We start from the raw sequence: 17906 nt of genomic DNA, 5'->3' as shown, positions 1-17906 counted from the left end.
TTTTTACCATACATTGCAATCTTTTGGAATACTATGTTCTAACTAAATGGCATTGCAGACGGCCTTCGCAACTCCGAGTGCTTCCCCTTCTCGCAAATTACCGCCTTCCAAAAGGCCGAACCTTTATCCCCAAAATAAAAAATTATAAAAAAAAGAGACCGTCAGACCAATAAAGTCCAACAGTCTCAAAAAAGAAAAAAATCTTTTTATTCTTACACTTTCTTATTTATTCTTAACTTTTTCAAGCATCTCCTCAGCTCTCTCAATCTCACTCTTCTCATCCTTCGGAAGAACAATATTAAGAATAATCGCAAATACCGCTGCCGGAACAATACCGGAACCGCCGAAGATCAGGCTGATCGCCTGTGGCAGATGCACCAGGATCGCTGTATTGGAGCCAAGTCCATAACCAAGACCAAGTGCTACGGAAACGATCGTAACATTTCTCGGTCCGATCGGCCACTTGGTAATTAACTGGATACCGCTGACAACAATAGATGAGAACATCATAACAGCAGCGCCGCCAAGAACACTCTGCGGCATGATGGAGATCAGTGCAGCAAGCTTCGGGAACAGTCCGCATGCGATCAGGAAGATTCCTCCTGTAGCGATACAGAAACGGTTTACAACCTTATTCATTGCAACCAGACCAACGTTCTGGCTGAAGGATGTGTTCGGAAGCACACCGAACAGTGCTGCGAAGGAAGATCCAAGTCCGTCACACATAACACCACCGGAAAGCTCTTTGTCTGTAGCCTCTCTTCCAAGACCACCCTCTGTGATTCCGGAAATATCACCAACTGTTTCAACTGCAGTTACAATAAACATGATCAGGATCGGCACGATCGCACGTGCGTCAAACACCCATTTTACAGGCATCAGTGCCGGTACCGCAAACCATTTTGCCTGAGCAACCTTGTCCCAGTTGAGAACCCAGGCCTTTGTAGCCTCCACAGTAGCACCTGTGTCATCTACATATGTAAATGTTGTAGGAAGTACCATAGCCATGATACTTACCAGAATGTATCCCACGATAATACCGATGAGGATTGAAGAAAAGCTTGTGAAGCCTTTTGTTCCATGCTTCAGTACAATGATCACGATCAGAACTACAAAGCCTACGAAAAGGTTTTCAAGAGAACCGTAATCCTTTGCGGAGCTTCCGCCACCGAAAGAGCTGATTCCCACACCGATCAGTGAAAGACCGATTGAAAGTACAACCGTACCTGTTACAACAGATGGGAAAAATTTTCTCAAGGGCTTCAGAAAGCTTCCCAGAACAGTCTCAAAAAGACCGCCGATAAAGCAGGCTGCCATGATTGAACCATAGGCAACGATACCATTTCCCATGACTCCGGCAACGCTCTGACATACGCCGATGAAGCCTGAACTTGTTCCCATAACGATAGGAAGCTTGCCACCGACCGGTCCGATCGTAAAGACCTGTACAAGTGTAACAATTCCTGCGATCAGCATTGCATTCTGAAGTAATGCAACCTGAAGATCCCCTCCTGCTTCGATCCCGCAGGCAGCTGTGATGATCAGAAGCGGGGTAAGATTACCCACAAACATGGCAAGCACGTGCTGCAGTCCAAGGGGAATTGCCACCTTAAGAGGTGGGCGTCCGTCCAGCTCATAAGGGCTGGCTGTGTTTTTCTCCTGTTTTTCCATAATGAATCCATCCTTTCTTTCCCTATGTCCTGACGATAACATAAAAAAGAAGGCAGTTATACCCACTGCTGAATATAACCGCCCTGTTATCTGTCAGTACACGTATCGTGTCTCTTCTGTTTCGACACTCTTATCTGAACTGTTATTTCAGACTCCTGAAAAACGGGTTCATTATACAGTATCCCAACATCTATATCAAGTGTTAATTAACAAGTTGTTGATTTTTTTGCAGCTTTTTTTGCCTGGCTCTCACTCCAGAGCTCATCGGCCTGTTTTTTCCATACCTCTGCATAGTGATCACACTTTGCACAGAGATGCTCCGCTGTTTCCGGAGACTGAAGATCTGTAGATTTCGCTCCTGCACGTTCAACCATCTTGCGGAGAAGCTCAGGATTTTCAAGCATCGGGCATGGACGAAGCATGTTTTTGTTGAACGGCTGACCCTTGTGATACTCCATAAAGATCGGGCTCTTCAGCGCCTCAAGGAGTGTACATTCTTTAATGTTCGCATTGGAGAAATGAATGAATACACAAGGATCCACATCCCCGTTTGCATTGATATGGAGGTAACGACGGCCACCTGCGATACATCCGCCTACATACTCTGCATCGTTCTGGAAGTCCATAGTGAAGAGAGATTTTGTGGCACGGAATCTGCGGACGCTGTCATACATTTTGATTCTCTGCTCCGGTGTGGGGAGGAGATCTGCTGCTGCATCATTTCCAACCGGCATATAGTGGAAGAACCATGCAAAATAAGCTCCGCACTCGATCAGATGATCAAAATACTCCTCACTGCTTACTGCATCTACGTTTGCGGATGTGTAGCATGTGGAAACACCGAACGGAAGGCCGTGGCTCTTCAGAAGCTCCATGGCGTGCATAACCTTCTGATATACACCATCACCACGACGTCCGTCTGTAGTTGCCTCTGTTCCCTCAAGGCTGATAGCCGGAACGAAGTTTTTCACACGGAGCATTTCCTGACAAAATTCTTCGTCAATAAGAGTTCCGTTTGTGAAGGAAAGGAACTCGCAGTCCGGATTCATCTCACAGATCTTAATGAGATCCTTTTTGCGGACCAGTGGCTCACCGCCTGTGTAGATGTACATATAGGTTCCCAGTTCTTTACCCTGTTTTACGATAGAATCGATGGTCTCAAGATCCAGGTTCAGCTTGTGGCCATACTCTGCTGCCCAGCATCCTGTGCAATGAAGGTTACATGCGCTGGTAGGATCAAGAAGAATTGCCCACGGTACATTGCAGTCATTCTCTTCTGATACCTTTTCCTGCGTTGCGCTTCCCTTAAGACTGGCATTTACAATAAAGTTGCGGAAAAATGTCTGGCGTACGCCGGCATCCAGCTGATACATACGAAGGATCAGCTGATACCAGTTGTCCTTTGCCTCGATGGAGTGACGGATCGCATTTCTCTGTCCTGCATACCAGCCATCCGGTGTTACTTTATCAACCATTTCCATGATCTTCGGTATGTTTGTCTCCGGATCCTCCTCAAGATAATCCAGTGCTTTTGTTACGGTAGCTGCGATCGCTGCCTGTTTTGCTTTGTCTACGATTCCCATACTCTATTTCCTCCTATGTTATTATCTAAAGTGATTGGTTATTTTTATGTTTATGTTTAAAGCCGACTCTTGATGATCTTGATCGTCAGGATCCCGACCCATAGATTGAGGATCCCTTCCAGTAAAATGGAAAATCCTACCAACACCATCATCATAGCTGCTGCTTCAAATGGTCTGATAAAAACCAGAACTCCGATCACTCCGGTGACCAGTGCGATCAGCAGGATCTGCCACCACAACGCCAAACCGAATCTCTTCGCATCTACAGACATCTGGACCTTAAACAGGGCATCTGCCAGGATCAGAATTCCGAACACGGAAAAAATAAGATCCACTGCGAAATTTTTTCTGGTTATCAGGATCACTCCCACTGCCATCAGCAGGATCCCGAAAGCCAGATCAAACTGAAATGCCAGACAGAAAGCATCTCTCGTGAAATATCCGCTGATCTTAATAGCTCCGTACAGGATCAGCATGATTCCCATAAGCACGCACAGCATTTTTACAGAGCTTTTGGGCCTTGCCATCAGAAAAATACCCAGCACACAGAACAGTAATGACATGACGATGTAGATGTTTTTTACAAGCTTCAGCTGTTTCAGGTCATCCATACGTTCCCTCCTTGATAATTTTTTCTCATTTATTGTACTGAATTATACTTCACTGTGTCGTTTAAAAAAACAGACAAAAAAGAGCCAGTGCCTAAATTTCAGACACCAGCTCAAAATTAACCGTTTCTATACCTTAATAATATTCGAGGACATTCCTGTTTTACACTAAATGGATATTTTTAATCTTCATTTAGTTGAAATCATAGCTTTTCTTTCAGATTTTTGTACTGACTCTCAAGGCTCTTCTCGTAAATATACTCCAGCTTATGCATATCTGACAGGATATCATAATCCATATCATGCCGCAGCCAGTCCAGGATCACTCCCACAAATACGCATTTATAATACCGGCTTATAAGATGCCTATCTTCCTGATCCATTTCGAAGTCTCCGACCGCCCTGTTGATCAGCTCCTCCACCACACGCTCTGCGGCATGATCCAGATAATCGGCAAATACATCCCTCTGGATCGAGCGGTACAGATGTATCATGGCTTTTTTGTTCTTCTGAACTGCATTGACAAGGATTTCCATACAGTCGCTGACTGATTCCGGTACTTTCTGATCCTTCAGAATGTCATTCAGCTCTTCCTTTACCATTGCTTCCACTGCATCCGGAATATCCCTGAAATGGTAGTAAAATGTATTCCTGTTTACTCCACAGCGTTCCACGATGTCCTTTACCGTGATCTTGGACAATGGTTTTTCGTTCATAAGTTCCGTCAGTGTATGCAGTATGATCTGTCTTGTAAAACCTGGCATTTTTTCTCCCCCATCACAAGCTTTCCTCGGGTTATTTCCTTATTATGTCATAAAAATAACATACTTTCAAGCAACAACATGTTCGAAAATGTCCATAAATCCCCGGAGATCTTTCTCCCGATAACTGTCCCATGACCTGGCTGAACAAGGTTTTGTCAGATCTCTTCTTTCTGTTCCTGCACTTTTTTCTCTGGCTGAACATGAACGATTCCCTCCACAACGGTATGGTTTCTGACCTGATTTACCACAATATCCAGGTTTTTCCAGCTGCATCGGAACTGTTCTCCGTCCTCCGGTACACGTTCCAGAACTCCGCAGACAAAGCCGCTGAAGGTATCATATTTTTCTACAGGAAGCTCCACATTTATGACCTCTGCCACATCATCCAGGATCGCTCCTCCCTGTATTTTCCAGATATGTTCTCCTGTCTTCTCAATATCATCCGGCTTCGGCAGATCTGTCCTGTCGTCAATATCTCCCACCAGCGTCTCCACAAGATCATGCAGAGTGACGATTCCCACAAAGCAGCCGTATTCATCCAGCACTACTGCAAAATAATCACGTTTCTCCCTCATTTCCCGGAAGATCAGGTTGGCACGCATGGATTCCGGTACAAAAAACGGCGAATAACAGGCATGATGCAGAACAGCTTCTCTGGATCTGTCATCCAGGCGGAAATAATCTCTGGTGTCCAGAATATGGATAATATCATCTTGGTCTTCCCCGCATACCGGATAAAAGGTGTGACGGTTCTCTCTGATGATCCGTTCCCATTCCTCATCGGAGTCTTCCATATAGAGAACAACCACATCTCTTCTGTGTGTACAGATCTCATCTGCCGCAGTATCATCCAGGTCAAAAACATTCTGGATCATCTCGCTTTCTTCCTGCTGGATGCTGCCCTGTTCATTTCCCTCTGTAAGCAGCATACGGATCTCTTCCTCTGTGGCCTGCTCCTCTTTTTCTTCCGGTTTGATCCCCATCAGATACAGCACACCATTGGCAGTTACTGTCAAAAGTGCAGTAGCCGGCCAGACTGCGATCATCGCAATCTTAAGAAGTCCTGCCAGACGCAGAGACAGCTCATCCGGATTTTTCATTCCCAGACGTCTTGGCACCAGTTCTCCGAACAAAAGACTTACATAGGAAAGCAGTATGGTCACAATGATCATGCATACGATCTTCAGAACATTCTGTGGTACATCTATCCCTGTCTTTATCAGTGCCTCTGTCATCGGCTGTGCAAAATATTCTGCCGCAAAAGCGCTCTGCAGAAATCCTGCCGTAGTTACCGTCACACGGATCGCTGTCATAAAATGTGCCGGCTGTTCTGTAAGCTTTATCAAAATCTGCGCCCGGTGATCTCCCTCTTCCGCCAGCTCCCTCATCTTTGCTTCATTCATGGACAGAATCGCCATTTCCGCACCTGCAAAAACAGAGTTCAGAAAGATCAGGAACACCAGTAAAACAATTGCCTGTATCATATTTTTATTCCCCTCAGTATAGTCATCCGGAATTATTCCGAACCAATTATAATACAGAAAGCGGACCGTTATCATCCGCTTTTCTGTTGCTTATTCTGATTATTATTACATAAGATAGCATAACCCTTCCGGTCTGTCAAACCATCAACCTCCAACCAGCAATATACTATGATATAAAAAACAGCAGATACATACAACAGAACGGCCTTTCATCTTCCACTCTGCTGCATGCCTATGAACATCATCGCTGCACGACCTATGTTCACTCTGCTGCTTCCTTTTCCATATGATGTTTCGGAAATTCCATAATGATCTCGGTTCCCTGTCCCGGTTCACTGTTAAGCCACAGCCTGCCGTTCAGAGTTTTTACCCCGTGCTTCACAATGGAAAGGCCAAGGCCGGTTCCGCCGATTTCCTTGGAATGGCTTTTGTCCACCCGATAAAAGCGTTCAAAAATGCGTTCCTGATCTTCCTTCGGAATACCGATCCCTGTATCCCGCACATTCACGCGAACTGCATCCTCGCCATCCTTCAGTCTCACAAAGACCTCTCCACCCCGGCGGTTATATTTGACAGCATTATCGCAGACATTATAGAGAACCTCTTCCATGATCGTCGGCACTGTATCCAACACTGTACTTCCGCCTTCCATATACATATGCACTTCCTGCTTTTCGGCAGCTTCATGTAAGGTAGAAAAAATATCATGAGTCAGACTGTAAAGATCCAGTTTTTCCCACTGATACGGCAATCCGCCCTCATCCAGACGGGAGATCCGGATCACATCCCCAACCAGACGGATCAGTCTCTGCGCTTCCTTATAGATGCGTCCTGCAAAAACCTTCACATCCTCATCTTTCACAAATCCGTCCTGCATGATCTCAGCAAATCCGGAAATGGAAGTCAGCGGCGTTTTCAGTTCATGGGAAACATTGGCGGAAAATTCTCTTCGCAGCTGTTCCCTTTCTACTTTTTCGGTTACATCCACCAGAAGGATCACCGCACCCTCTGTCTTATTTTCTCTTGTGACAGGATTGGCGATCACCTGAATCTCACTGCCATCCAGACGAAGGATCTTGTTCTCATGCTTTCCTTCAAGGACCTGCCCAACGACACCTCGAAACTCCTCCGAGCGGTTCAGAAGATATACACTTTCTCCTGTTTTGATCTCCTTTACCTTAAGAAGCTTTCCCACACTGGAGTTGACAGAAAGTACCATGGTATAACGGTCGATCACAAGAAGTCCCTCCTGCATGTTCTCCGTGATAATAGAAAATTCTTTCTGCTGTCTTCTGGCTGCCTCAAGCTGCAGACGGATCTGCCGGCTCTGTCTGCCAATCTTGCTGAGAAGCGGCTGTACCTCATCATAGGCATCATTCTCATCCGGATGCTCCAGATCAAGCCCATTAAGAGGTTCCACAACCTTCCCGGAAAGCCTGGATGCAAATACGCCGGACAGGAGCAACATAAGTATCAGAACTACAGCAAAAGGCGGAAGCAGCTGCAGAAGCAGCATCCATACAGAAGCCTGGTTACTGGAAACTCTCAGCACATTGCCATTTTCAAGGCGTACTGCATAATACATTGTTTTTTCGGAAAGCGTGGATGACATTCTTTCATCCGCACCTTCTCCGTTGATCTCTGCTTCACGGATCTCCTTGCGATGTCCGTGATTATCCATGCTTTCCACATTTGCCTCATTGTCGTAGATAACTTTTCCACTTTCATCCACATAAGTGATCCTGGAATCCTCATCATTCAGCTTCTTCAGATAATCTGTCCCGGTACTTTCCACACCTCTGGAAATATACACGGCTTCTTTCTTCAGCTCACCCATCAGCTGTCCCTGAAAATAGTGATAAAGGATCCCCACGACAAATGCCAGTCCCAATACTGTGATCAGTGATGAAACCAGCATGATATACTTAAATATTTTTTTACTCAAAGCTCAGCCCTTTCCTTTCTCCGAAATCTATATAGCATTTTACAAAAGCAATGTAAAAATAATCATCTGAAAAAAGTTAAATCCTTGTAAATTTCATCACATTATAAAAAGTGCTGTGATATCCTTTCAATACCACAGCACTTTTTTTTGCAATAATGCAACTCTTTGCAATCTGCTCTTACTTATTTCTATTCCTCAACAAAATAGTTATCTGTATGACTGGAACCGCTTCTGTGGTTTCCTGTGATGGAATATTCCACCCACTCTGCAATGTTCACAGCGTGATCACCGATACGCTCGAAATATTTTGCAGCCATAAGGATATCCAGACCGATGCTTGCATCCGGTTTTCCGTTATTCAGAACCTCGGCCAGCTTTTCCTTAATATCATTGAAGGCATCGTCCACCTTATCATCATCGTCAATAACCTTTCTGCAAAGCTCAAGATCACCCTTTACAAAGGCATCGATGCTTTCTGTAACCATCCGGACAGTATCCTCTGCCATCTTCCGGATATTAATGATATCTCCGGTAACTGCTTTGTCCTCGATATGCTTGGAAAGATCCGCAATATCTGCTGCCTGGTCACCGATGCGTTCCATATCGGAGATCATCTTCAGTGCTGCGGAAATGGATCGCAGATCTCCTGCTACCGGATGCTCATGAAGAAGAAGCTTCATGCAGAGATTTTCAATCTCTTTTTCCTGTGCATCGATCTCTTTTTCCGTCTCAAAGATCTTGCCAATGAGAGTCATCCCGCCTTCACCCTGAATAGCTTTGGCAGAAAGTGAAATTGCTTTTTCGCAGAGACTTCCCATGGTGATCAGTTCCACGTGAAGCTCTTCCAGCTGTCTTACAAAACGTTCTGACATAATATCAACCAAACCTTCCTGTAATATAATCCTCTGTACGCTTATCTGCCGGCATGGAGAACAGCTTGTCTGTATCCGCAAATTCCACAACCTCACCAAGAAGGAAAAATGCTGTCTTGTCGGAAATACGGGTTGCCTGCTGCATGTTATGTGTGACCATAACAATGGTGTAATCCTTTTTAAGCTCTACTGCCAGATCCTCGATCTTGGAAGTGGAGATCGGGTCCAGGGCAGATGTGGGCTCATCCATAAGAAGCACCTCCGGCTGTACTGCCAGGGCACGGGCAATGCAGAGACGCTGCTGCTGTCCGCCTGACATTCCAAGAGCACTTTTTTTCAGGCGGTCCTTGACCTCATCCCAGATTGCCGCATCGCGGAGAGATTTTTCCACGATCTCGTCCAGCTTCGCCTTGGAACGGATTCCGTGTGTTCTCGGACCGTATGCAATATTATCATAAATGCTCATCGGGAACGGATTGGGCTTCTGGAATACCATTCCCACACGTTTACGCAGAAGATTCACGTCCATATCTCCGTAAATATCTTCCCCGTCAAGCTCTACCTTTCCTGTGATGGTACAGCCTTCCACAAGGTCATTCATACGGTTTAAGGATTTCAGAAGTGTGGATTTACCGCAGCCGCTTGGTCCGATAAATGCTGTGATCTCCTTTTTCGGGATCTCCATATTGATTCCCTTCAGGGCATGAAAGCTTCCGTAATGGAGATTCATATTGTCAATTGAAATTTTTGTATTTTCACTCATGATCGATCATTATCCTTTCGCAATTTTTCTGGCTACCAGACCGGACAGTCCGTTGATAACAAGTACAAATGCCAGAATGACTACTGCTGTTGCAGATGCCTGGTTTACATGAAGTCCCTCACTGGAAAGCACATACATGTGAAGTGCGAGAGTACGTCCGGAACCCATCAGGCTGTTTGGAACTGCCGCAACAGTACCGGAGGTATAAAGAAGTGCTGCAGTCTCACCTACCACACGTCCGATGGCCAGGATCACACCTGCCAGGATTCCAGGAACTGCGGAGGGAAGTACAATCGTAAAAATAGTACGGAGCTTGCCTGCTCCAAGTCCGAAGCTTGCCTCACGGTAAGAATCCGGAACAGATTTCAGTGCTTCCTCAGCGGTACGCATGATCAGGGGAAGTACCATAATCACCATAGTCAGCGCACCGGAAAGAAGAGACATGCCCCAGTGCAGTGCAGTTACAAAGAACAACATACCGAACAGACCATATACGATAGATGGAATACCGGAAAGTGTCTCTGCGGTAATACGGATCAGCTTTACAAAACGGCTGCCTTTTTTTGCATATTCCACAAGGAAGATCGCTGCAAAGATTCCTACCGGAGCGGCAATCGCCAGAGATACCAGTGTCATGATCAGGGTATTGATCAATGACGGGAGAAGGGAAACGTTCTCTGAGGTATAGGTAAGGCTGAACAGACTTGCATTCAGATAGGGAATACCTTTTACAAGCACATAGCCGATCAGGAAGAACAGCAGTGCAAAAGTGATCACTGCTCCCAGCAGTGTGAGAAATGCCAGGACTCCTGCACCAGGATGTCTTGCATAAGACTTCAGCTGGTCTCCTATGGTAAGTGTATTTCTTTTTTTCATGTTTGCTTCTGCCGCAGGATCTGCGGCTACAGATACGTTAGTTTGCATACTCCGCCCTCCTGTTCAGCAGTGAAAGACTTAAGTTGATGATCAGGATAAATACAAAGAGTACAACTCCTGTTGCGATCAGTGCTTCTCTGTGAAGTCCTGATGCATATCCCATCTCTGTTACGATGTTTGCAGTCATGGTACGGACACCCTGAAGAAGTCCCTTCGGCATACGTGGCTGATTTCCGGCTACCATGATCACGGCCATGGTCTCACCGATGGCACGTCCGATCCCAAGGACAACGCCTGCCAGGATTCCTGACTTTGCTGCCGGAAGCATAACAAAGAAAATGCTTCTTTCTTTTGTTGCGCCAAGTGCAAGTGAGCCTTCATAATAGCTTTCCGGAACGCTTCGTACTGCCGATTCCGTAACTCCGATGATCGTCGGAAGGATCATGATTCCCAGAAGGATACATGCTGCCAGCATACTGCTTCCGGTTCCTCCGAACAACTGGCGGATCAGCGGTACCAGGAGAACCAGACCAAAATAGCCATATACGATGGATGGAACGCCTGCCATAAGCTCAATACCGGATTTCAGTGGTTTATAGATTTTTTTCGGGCAATATCTTGCCATAAATACGGATGTAAAAAGTGCGATCGGAACTCCGATAAGGATTGCTCCTGCAGTTACATAAATACTTGCCACGATCATTGGCAGGATTCCGAATTTATCGTTTGTTGGTCTCCATTCTGTTCCGAAGAGGAATTTTAAGGGACCGATCTTTCCCATTGCAGGAAGGCCGTTTGCAAAAAGAAACACACAGATAAGAAATACTGCGAGAACCGATGCACAGGCCGCAATGAGGAAAACGACCTTCATGGCCTTTTCTCCTAAATGATTCATAAGACACCTTTCTCTCTGTTCCAGTGGATATCCACTGTGCTGATATATAACGGAGCGGCTTTCCTGACCTTGTCATGATCGCCGCTCTTTGTAAGATACTTCAATCGTTTTTTATCCGGGAATTTATTTGGTCACGTCTTCCCAGTCTGTGATGTCACCTGTGAAGATGGATTTTACCTGATCACTTGAAAGCTCCTCAAGGTCATTGTCGTTGTTTACGATGACTGCGATACCATCTTTTGCGATCTCTGTAGCTTTAACACCTTTCTCTGTTTCCTCGTCCTTCAGCTCACGGGATGCCATTCCGATATCACATACACCCTCTGTTGCGCTATTGATTCCTGTTGTGGAGTCGCTGACCTGAACTTCTACTGTGATGTTTTTGTTTGTTTTCTGATATGCCTCCGCAAGCTTCTCCATTACAGGTCCTACGGAAGAAGATCCCATAACTACGACTTTGCCTTTTGCATCTCCGGCTTTGTATGCCTCTGCTTTTTCATCTACTTTGATGTAGCCTTCTTTTTCGATGATGTCCTGTCCGTCAGAGCTCATGATGTAGTTGATGAAATCCTGTGCTGCATCGCTGAGCTTGTCGCCTGTTACGATGTTGAACGGACGTGCTACCTTGTATGTATCATCTGCAACGTTCTCTGCTGTTGCCTCTGCTCCGTCGATCTTTACTGCTTTTACTGTATCGTTGAGGGAACCAAGGGATACGTATCCGATAGAGTTCTCATCGCCTGCTACTGTGGTAAGCATTACATCTGTGTTGTTTGTGATGCTTGCTTCCTGTGTTGTCATATCTACTTTCTCGCCGTCTTTTTCTTCTTCGATCCCAAACAGCTCTACGAATGCTCCACGTGTTCCGGATCCGTCCTCACGGGAAATTACGTCGATCGCTCCGGATGGTGCTGCCATTACAACGGTTCCCATTACTGTAGTTCCGATAAGTGCTGCTGTTAAGATACCTGCGATTCTTTTTTTCATGATTTTTTTCTCCTCATTTCTATGATCATTTTTACTTGCTTACTGCTTAAATACAGGTGTTATTATAGGAATGGAAGGTAAAATATAAAATCGCGGTTTTGTAAAATGTTAGTAAAAAAATGTGATATAAAAAAAAGCTGCTTGCGCAGCTTTTTTTATATGATGTACTCGTCCGCCTTCACGGATTGCCAGTTCATCAGGTCTTCCAATGTTATATGATCCACCACACCTTTGATAGCATCGTCCAGCTTTTTCCAGAGGATCTGGGTGACACAGTTCTCCTCACGTTCACAGAAGGCTCCGTTGTCGTCCAGACATTCCACAGGGGAAAGGCTTCCTTCTGTGAGACGAAGGATCATTCCGACCGTGTATTTATCCGGGGTCTGCTGCAGTGCATAGCCGCCCTGAGGGCCACGGACACTGCGGACAAAGCCTGCTTTGTTCAGGATGGAGATGATCTGCTCCAGATATTTATCGGAGATCTCCTGGCGCTTCGCCACATCCTTCAAGCGGATCGGTTTTCCTGTATAATTTGTAGCAAGATCCAACATCAGTCTCAGCGCATATCTTCCTCTTGTAGAAATCCTCATGTAATATTTACCTCCAATATTTCAGTATTCTTCTGATTTATAGCCTTTTGCTCTTTCTGTTATTGTGCAGCTGTTCGGCCGGAAATATTCCTCTGTATTCCATGACCGGCACCCTTCTCTGTGATGCACAGGCAGCTTCCTGTATCTTCTTTCATAGGAAGCAGAATCTGCTTTGCAGACTTTATTCTTTATATTGTTAATAGGTTTTGTTTGTTTTCTCTATTATACCTGAAAAAGCTACAAGATACAAGCAAGTCCCCACACACTGCTTATTGCTTTTCGCGGGACCTTACCAGTGAACAATAACCACAGCCCCACAGAGGGCTTACTTAATTCGATGAAATCAAGAATAAAACCGGCGCTCCGGCAGCCTGCTTGGACAGGCATTCAGGAGCGCCGTAAATAATCACGCAGAATCACGCTTCGGGGCAAAAGAAGCGGTCTTCGGATCGATTATTTTGTAAACAGTGGTGTGGAGTAGTAACGGTCTCCACTGTCCGGAAGAAGTGCTACGATCACTTTCCCCTTGTTCTCCGGGCGTTTTGCAAGCTGGATCGCAGCATAGAGAGCTGCACCGGAGGAAATTCCTGTAAGGATTCCCTCTTTCTTGGTAAGGAGTTTGGATGTTTCAAATGCATCCTCGTTCTCTACCGGGATGATCTCGTCATAAACCTTGGTGTCAAGTGTGTCCGGAACAAAACCTGCGCCGATACCCTGGATCTTATGCGGGCCTGCTTTTCCCTCAGAAAGTACAGGAGAAGTTGCAGGCTCAACAGCAACTACCTTCACATTCGGGTTCTGGCTCTTCAGATACTCACCTGTACCGGTGATCGTTCCGCCTGTACCAACACCTGCTACAAAAATATCTACCTTTCCGTCTGTGTCATTCCAGATCTCAGGGCCTGTTGTTGCTGCATGTGCCTTCGGGTTAGCCGGGTTCTCAAACTGTCCGGGGATGAAGCTTCCCGGAATCTCCTTGGCGAGCTCTTCTGCCTTGGCAATGGCACCCTTCATTCCCTTGGCTCCGTCTGTGAGAACTACCTCTGCACCATATGCCTTCAGGATGTTTCTTCTCTCAACACTCATGGTCTCCGGCATGGTGAGGATCGTCTTATAGCCCTTGGCAGCTGCGATGGCTGCAAGTCCGATTCCTGTATTGCCGGATGTTGGCTCGATAATGGTTGCGCCTGGTTTCAGGATACCTTTCTGCTCTGCATCCTCGATCATTGCCTTACCGATTCTGTCCTTAACGCTTCCTGCCGGGTTAAAATACTCAAGCTTGGCAAGTACTGTAGCCTCAAGTCCCTCAGATTTCTCTACGTTCTTAACCTCTACAAGCGGTGTGTTTCCGATCAGTTCCAGTGCGCTTCCGTAAATTTTACCCATGATGATATCCTCCTTATTTCCTTTATGTCCATTTCCTTATTTCCTAGTAACTATATATGTTTTCTGTGATTTGATTGAATTATATCATAGTACAGGGATTTGTCAATACATTTCAGCCAAAAAGCGCAGGAATTTTTCTCCGGAAAAACTCCTGCGCTTCATATAATTTCATTTATTCTTTTTTAGGATTTTTACAAGCAGATGCATAGTCAGGCGGATATTCATATTCTTTATTTTTCAGATTCTGTTAATGTAATATCCCCATCGCTGCATTCCACATTTAAAGTCGGTGCTGAAGCACCGGCCTTGTTCTCATAAACAGAGGTGTCTTCCTCATTGTCGGTTTTTCCCCTGGAAAGCCCCTCCGTGTCCACATCTCCGTCTGTAGCTTTCAGATAAATATTGGTTTTCTCTGCACTGCCGTTCTTCATTTCTACAGAAACATCACCGCAAGAGCTATTGATCTTCATATCTCCGTTAAAGCTGCTGTTGTCTATCTGAATATCTCCGTCGCTGAGAGCTATCTGCCCATCTGCAAGCTCTGCCTTTTTTATGGTCACATCTCCGTTTCCGGATTTCAGCTGCATGTTATCTGTACATTGAAGTTCTTTTACATTCAGATCCCCGTCGGAAAGCTTTGCATCAAACTTTTCGAACTCGCCCTTATCCAGCATCAGATCTCCATTGAGAAGTTCCAGGGTCATTTCTTTACACAAAAGCTGATCGGCAGTAAGATCTCCGTCGGAAAGCTGAAGCTCCGCTTCGGAAAGCTGTGCCTTCTCCGGAATGTAAAGAATAACCGTATTCAATGCATCTTTCGTTTCTGTCAGATCCGCATGTGTAGAGAATATCCCCAGATCATAGGTTATATAATAACTTCCACTGCCGCCTGCAGACTCCTCAAGCGTGAGCTCTCCATCCTTATCCTTCCAGGTCAGAGGATTTTTCCTCCCGTTTTTCTCAAGCTTATATTCCATATAATAATGGTCATCATCTGAGGTACGGATATCCAGATCAAAATCATCAAAATCCACATTCAGCTTCGTAAAATCATCAATCTGTTCTTTTTTCATTACTGTAAGATTTTTACGACTGGAAGAATTTCCTCCGGATACATACATATGATCTGAAGTATATGTGAAATCTTTTCCCCCTGCAAAATATCCTGCTGTGGAAAGAACAACTCCCGCTACACAGAGTGCTGTACCTGTCATCAGCACTGTTTTTGCAATCTTATTCATTCTTATGCACCTTCTTTCTTGCAAGTCTGTTAACCAGACGGCCGATTCCCATTGCACACCATTTACATATATATATGGTAAGTACTCCAACGAGGATTCCCGCACCTGCCATCAGAAATCCACTGCCGACCATCATGCAGGCTGCTGCCAGAGATCTTGCGATCAATGTCATGCCGAAACCTGTGAGCACGATACCTCCGGCAATTGCTGATACCCCGGTAACTGCCATGGAAAAGATCACTGCTGCGATGACAAGCACCACTGCTGCCAGTACTGCAAGGCCTGCAAACAGCAGTGCAATGCTCACCGGCGATGCACAGATCACCAGAAATGCGAGAAGAATGATCTTTCCGGGGGAACGCTTCTTTCCTGCGGATGTACTGTACCCTGTTGTACTCAGGTTTCCTGAATCTGTCCGGCTATGTGCATGGGAGCTCTCTCCGTAATATGAACCTGCTGCCGGCAAAGCTGCTGTTTTTTCCTCGGTGATGTCTTTACTGTCACCAACACTCTCCTGTAAAAGGTTCAGAAGCAGTTCCCTTGCCGCCTCTTTAGGTTGTCCCAGTTCTTCCATAACCTGCTGTTCATTCTCAGGTCCAGCCTCATCGAAGTATTCCGAAAAATACTCAATGGCATTGTCATAATCTTCTTTTGGAAGCCGCTTCAGATATTTCTTCAGCTGCTCCATATACTCTTTTCTTGTCATTTTCGAAGTCTCCCTTCCACAATATCGTCTATAGTATCGCGGTATTCTCTCCACTCTTTCCTCAAATATTCCAGCTGCTTCCGTCCGTCTTCTGTGATGGAATAATATTTACGTTTCCGTCCCTGAAATTCCTCTGAATAAGTTGTCAGATAACCATCCGTCTCCAGTCTGCGAAGGATCGGATACAATGTGGATTCCTTGATAGAAGCTACCATCTTCACTGTCTGGCTGATCTCATATCCGTAAGAATCCTGCTGCTCTACAACAGAAAGGATCAGGCATTCCGTCAGCACTGCAGACACCGGATAATAATACATAGGCACACCTCTTTATATAATTATTTTATATATAAAATTTTTATATATAATTATTTTACATATATAGTACCACACTTTTTCCTGTTGTCAAGCACAATTTCGCAATTGCTTTTTCCAGACTCCTTCTTTATAATATTTACAAATACAAAATACTCACCCAGAAAGGACTTGAGCTTATGGAAAAAAAGCCCCGTCTGATGGCGATCGTCCTGTTTTTAACGGGTCTTATCTGTATTGGATTACTTTTTGGACTCAGCTATAAAACCTACCGGAAGATCGATGCCGTTGACCAGAAAATGACCTCTGTGATCAAACCGGTCCAGAAAAAGCAGAAATCCATGAAAGAGGATATCGAACTTTATACAGCCAAGATCGAAAAGAAACAGGCAGCCAACAAATACCTGCAGCAGCGGGCACAGACAGAAAAAGCTGTCAAAAACAACACCGTTGAACATGAACGGGCACCGGAAGCCGAAAACAGTCAGAAAACGACCAAACCCTCTGTTTTCAGTGAAGCCGGTGGTGAGGGATTCACCGATGGCGGTAATGATACCTCTTCTGCTTCCAACAACGGCCATATTGTCGGGATCGATCCCGGACATCAGAGTGAAAATGTTGATATGAGCGCCACAGAGCCGAACGGCCCCGGTTCCTCCACCATGAAGGCCAAGGCTTCCACCGGAACCAGAGGCTCCTTCAGCGGTCTCCCGGAGTATCAGCTGAATCTGGACGTTTCTCTTCTGCTTAAGGATATCCTGGAACAGCGTGGATACCAGGTAATAATGACAAGGACAGACAATGATACCGCTATCAGCAACAAGGAGCGTGCAGAGCTGGTCGCTTCCCAGGGTGCGGAGATCTGTGTCCGTATCCATGCAAACGGGGATGATTCTGCAGATGTCTCCGGTGCTCTGACCATGTGTCCGTCCCAGCAGAATCCTTATGTTTCCAGTCTCTATGACAGTTCCAACAAACTATCCAAATGCATTGTGGATTCCTACTGCGCAGCTACCGGCTTCCAGAACCGCGGGATCATCTACACAGATTCCATGACAGGTATTAACTGGAGCACGATCCCGGTGACGATTGTGGAAATGGGATTTATGACCAACCAGAGCGATGATCTGAAAATGGCGGATTCCTCCTTCCAGCAGACTATGGCAGAGGGGATCGCCAATGGAATCGATGCTTATTTCCAATAATAAAAAGGAGTTTGTT

Annotated in this window: 17 protein-coding genes; 1 reads left to right on the top strand and 16 read right to left on the bottom strand. The window is 45.5% G+C overall.

All coding sequences use genetic code 11. The features are described 5' to 3' along the window. Positions 1–222 precede the first annotated feature (222 nt). From NE671_RS12805 to NE671_RS12730, 16 genes are all read right to left on the bottom strand, one after another. Entirely contained in the window at positions 223–1671 is a 1449-nt protein-coding gene (locus NE671_RS12805) for a uracil-xanthine permease family protein (RefSeq protein WP_118752848.1), read from the bottom strand. A 206-nt stretch (positions 1672–1877) separates the two neighbouring features. Next, entirely contained in the window at positions 1878–3254 is a 1377-nt protein-coding gene (locus NE671_RS12800) for a radical SAM protein (RefSeq protein ID WP_256164055.1), read from the bottom strand. Positions 3255–3310: 56 nt separating this feature from the next. Further along, a complete protein-coding gene (locus NE671_RS12795; RefSeq protein WP_173740516.1) occupies positions 3311–3865 on the bottom strand; it encodes an HdeD family acid-resistance protein in 555 nt (184 codons plus the stop codon). Positions 3866–4065: 200 nt separating this feature from the next. Further along, a complete protein-coding gene (locus NE671_RS12790; RefSeq protein ID WP_015526280.1) occupies positions 4066–4626 on the bottom strand; it encodes a TetR/AcrR family transcriptional regulator C-terminal domain-containing protein in 561 nt (186 codons plus the stop codon). A gap of 155 nt (positions 4627–4781) precedes the next feature. Further along, positions 4782–6110 (bottom strand): hemolysin family protein, encoded by a 1329-nt coding sequence (locus tag NE671_RS12785; RefSeq protein WP_244095961.1) that lies wholly within the window; start codon positions 6108–6110, stop codon positions 4782–4784. A gap of 262 nt (positions 6111–6372) precedes the next feature. Beyond that, positions 6373–8055 (bottom strand): sensor histidine kinase, encoded by a 1683-nt coding sequence (locus NE671_RS12780; RefSeq protein WP_330605288.1) that lies wholly within the window; start codon positions 8053–8055, stop codon positions 6373–6375. Between the two features lie 188 nt (positions 8056–8243). Continuing rightward, positions 8244–8927: a phosphate signaling complex protein PhoU gene (gene phoU / locus NE671_RS12775; protein ID WP_022427023.1), complete on the bottom strand. Its 684-nt coding sequence runs from the start codon at positions 8925–8927 to the stop codon at positions 8244–8246. Positions 8928–8931: 4 nt separating this feature from the next. Next, positions 8932–9690 (bottom strand): phosphate ABC transporter ATP-binding protein PstB, encoded by a 759-nt coding sequence (gene pstB, locus NE671_RS12770; protein ID WP_173740515.1) that lies wholly within the window; start codon positions 9688–9690, stop codon positions 8932–8934. A gap of 9 nt (positions 9691–9699) precedes the next feature. Next, positions 9700–10614 carry a phosphate ABC transporter permease PstA gene (gene pstA / locus NE671_RS12765; protein ID WP_147602687.1) on the bottom strand — a complete coding sequence of 305 codons (915 nt, stop codon included), beginning with the start codon at positions 10612–10614 and terminating at the stop codon, positions 9700–9702. Further along, the gene (gene pstC, locus NE671_RS12760) at positions 10604–11461 is read right to left on the bottom strand and encodes a phosphate ABC transporter permease subunit PstC (RefSeq protein WP_021652474.1); all 858 of its coding nucleotides are present in this window, start codon (positions 11459–11461) and stop codon (positions 10604–10606) included. Before pstC ends, pstA begins: the two co-directional genes overlap by 11 nt. A 123-nt stretch (positions 11462–11584) precedes the next feature. Then, positions 11585–12448, bottom strand: a complete 864-nt coding sequence (locus tag NE671_RS12755) for a substrate-binding domain-containing protein (RefSeq protein ID WP_021652475.1) — start codon at positions 12446–12448, stop codon at positions 11585–11587. Between the two features lie 155 nt (positions 12449–12603). Then, positions 12604–13038, bottom strand: coding sequence for an RrF2 family transcriptional regulator (locus NE671_RS12750; RefSeq protein ID WP_021977005.1), 435 nt, complete (start codon positions 13036–13038; stop codon positions 12604–12606). A 453-nt stretch (positions 13039–13491) separates the two neighbouring features. Beyond that, positions 13492–14424, bottom strand: coding sequence for a cysteine synthase A (gene cysK / locus NE671_RS12745; protein ID WP_022427027.1), 933 nt, complete (start codon positions 14422–14424; stop codon positions 13492–13494). Positions 14425–14654: 230 nt separating this feature from the next. Beyond that, positions 14655–15665 carry a DUF4097 family beta strand repeat-containing protein gene (locus tag NE671_RS12740; RefSeq protein ID WP_173740514.1) on the bottom strand — a complete coding sequence of 337 codons (1011 nt, stop codon included), beginning with the start codon at positions 15663–15665 and terminating at the stop codon, positions 14655–14657. Continuing rightward, entirely contained in the window at positions 15658–16371 is a 714-nt protein-coding gene (locus NE671_RS12735) for a DUF1700 domain-containing protein (RefSeq protein ID WP_173740513.1), read from the bottom strand. Before NE671_RS12735 ends, NE671_RS12740 begins: the two co-directional genes overlap by 8 nt. Next, complete coding sequence (locus NE671_RS12730) at positions 16368–16688, bottom strand: PadR family transcriptional regulator (RefSeq protein ID WP_015526294.1); 321 nt, start codon at positions 16686–16688, stop codon at positions 16368–16370. Before NE671_RS12730 ends, NE671_RS12735 begins: the two co-directional genes overlap by 4 nt. Positions 16689–16864: 176 nt before the next feature. Here NE671_RS12730 and NE671_RS12725 point away from each other — a divergent pair, with 176 nt between their 5' ends. Further along, a complete protein-coding gene (locus tag NE671_RS12725; RefSeq protein WP_243113494.1) occupies positions 16865–17890 on the top strand; it encodes an N-acetylmuramoyl-L-alanine amidase family protein in 1026 nt (341 codons plus the stop codon). Positions 17891–17906: the final 16 nt, after the last annotated feature.

The organism is Blautia sp. DFI.9.10 (assembly GCF_024461705.1).
GTDB lineage: Bacteria > Bacillota > Clostridia > Lachnospirales > Lachnospiraceae > Blautia_A > Blautia_A fusiformis.
Note: the sequence above shows the minus strand (reverse complement) of the source record. Positions and strands in the feature narration are given on the sequence as shown.

Coding starts and splice junctions, on each gene's coding strand:
- NE671_RS12805 (WP_118752848.1), bottom strand. CDS start 1,671: ATGGAAAAACAGGAGAAAAACACAGCCAGCCCTTATGAGCTGGACGGA.
- NE671_RS12800 (WP_256164055.1), bottom strand. CDS start 3,254: ATGGGAATCGTAGACAAAGCAAAACAGGCAGCGATCGCAGCTACCGTA.
- NE671_RS12795 (WP_173740516.1), bottom strand. CDS start 3,865: ATGGATGACCTGAAACAGCTGAAGCTTGTAAAAAACATCTACATCGTC.
- NE671_RS12790 (WP_015526280.1), bottom strand. CDS start 4,626: ATGCCAGGTTTTACAAGACAGATCATACTGCATACACTGACGGAACTT.
- NE671_RS12785 (WP_244095961.1), bottom strand. CDS start 6,110: ATGATACAGGCAATTGTTTTACTGGTGTTCCTGATCTTTCTGAACTCT.
- phoU (WP_022427023.1), bottom strand. CDS start 8,927: ATGTCAGAACGTTTTGTAAGACAGCTGGAAGAGCTTCACGTGGAACTG.
- pstB (WP_173740515.1), bottom strand. CDS start 9,690: ATGAGTGAAAATACAAAAATTTCAATTGACAATATGAATCTCCATTAC.
- pstA (WP_147602687.1), bottom strand. CDS start 10,614: ATGCAAACTAACGTATCTGTAGCCGCAGATCCTGCGGCAGAAGCAAAC.
- pstC (WP_021652474.1), bottom strand. CDS start 11,461: ATGAATCATTTAGGAGAAAAGGCCATGAAGGTCGTTTTCCTCATTGCG.
- NE671_RS12755 (WP_021652475.1), bottom strand. CDS start 12,448: ATGAAAAAAAGAATCGCAGGTATCTTAACAGCAGCACTTATCGGAACT.
- NE671_RS12750 (WP_021977005.1), bottom strand. CDS start 13,038: ATGAGGATTTCTACAAGAGGAAGATATGCGCTGAGACTGATGTTGGAT.
- cysK (WP_022427027.1), bottom strand. CDS start 14,424: ATGGGTAAAATTTACGGAAGCGCACTGGAACTGATCGGAAACACACCG.
- NE671_RS12740 (WP_173740514.1), bottom strand. CDS start 15,665: ATGAATAAGATTGCAAAAACAGTGCTGATGACAGGTACAGCACTCTGT.
- NE671_RS12735 (WP_173740513.1), bottom strand. CDS start 16,371: ATGACAAGAAAAGAGTATATGGAGCAGCTGAAGAAATATCTGAAGCGG.
- NE671_RS12730 (WP_015526294.1), bottom strand. CDS start 16,688: ATGTATTATTATCCGGTGTCTGCAGTGCTGACGGAATGCCTGATCCTT.
- NE671_RS12725 (WP_243113494.1), top strand. CDS start 16,865: ATGGAAAAAAAGCCCCGTCTGATGGCGATCGTCCTGTTTTTAACGGGT.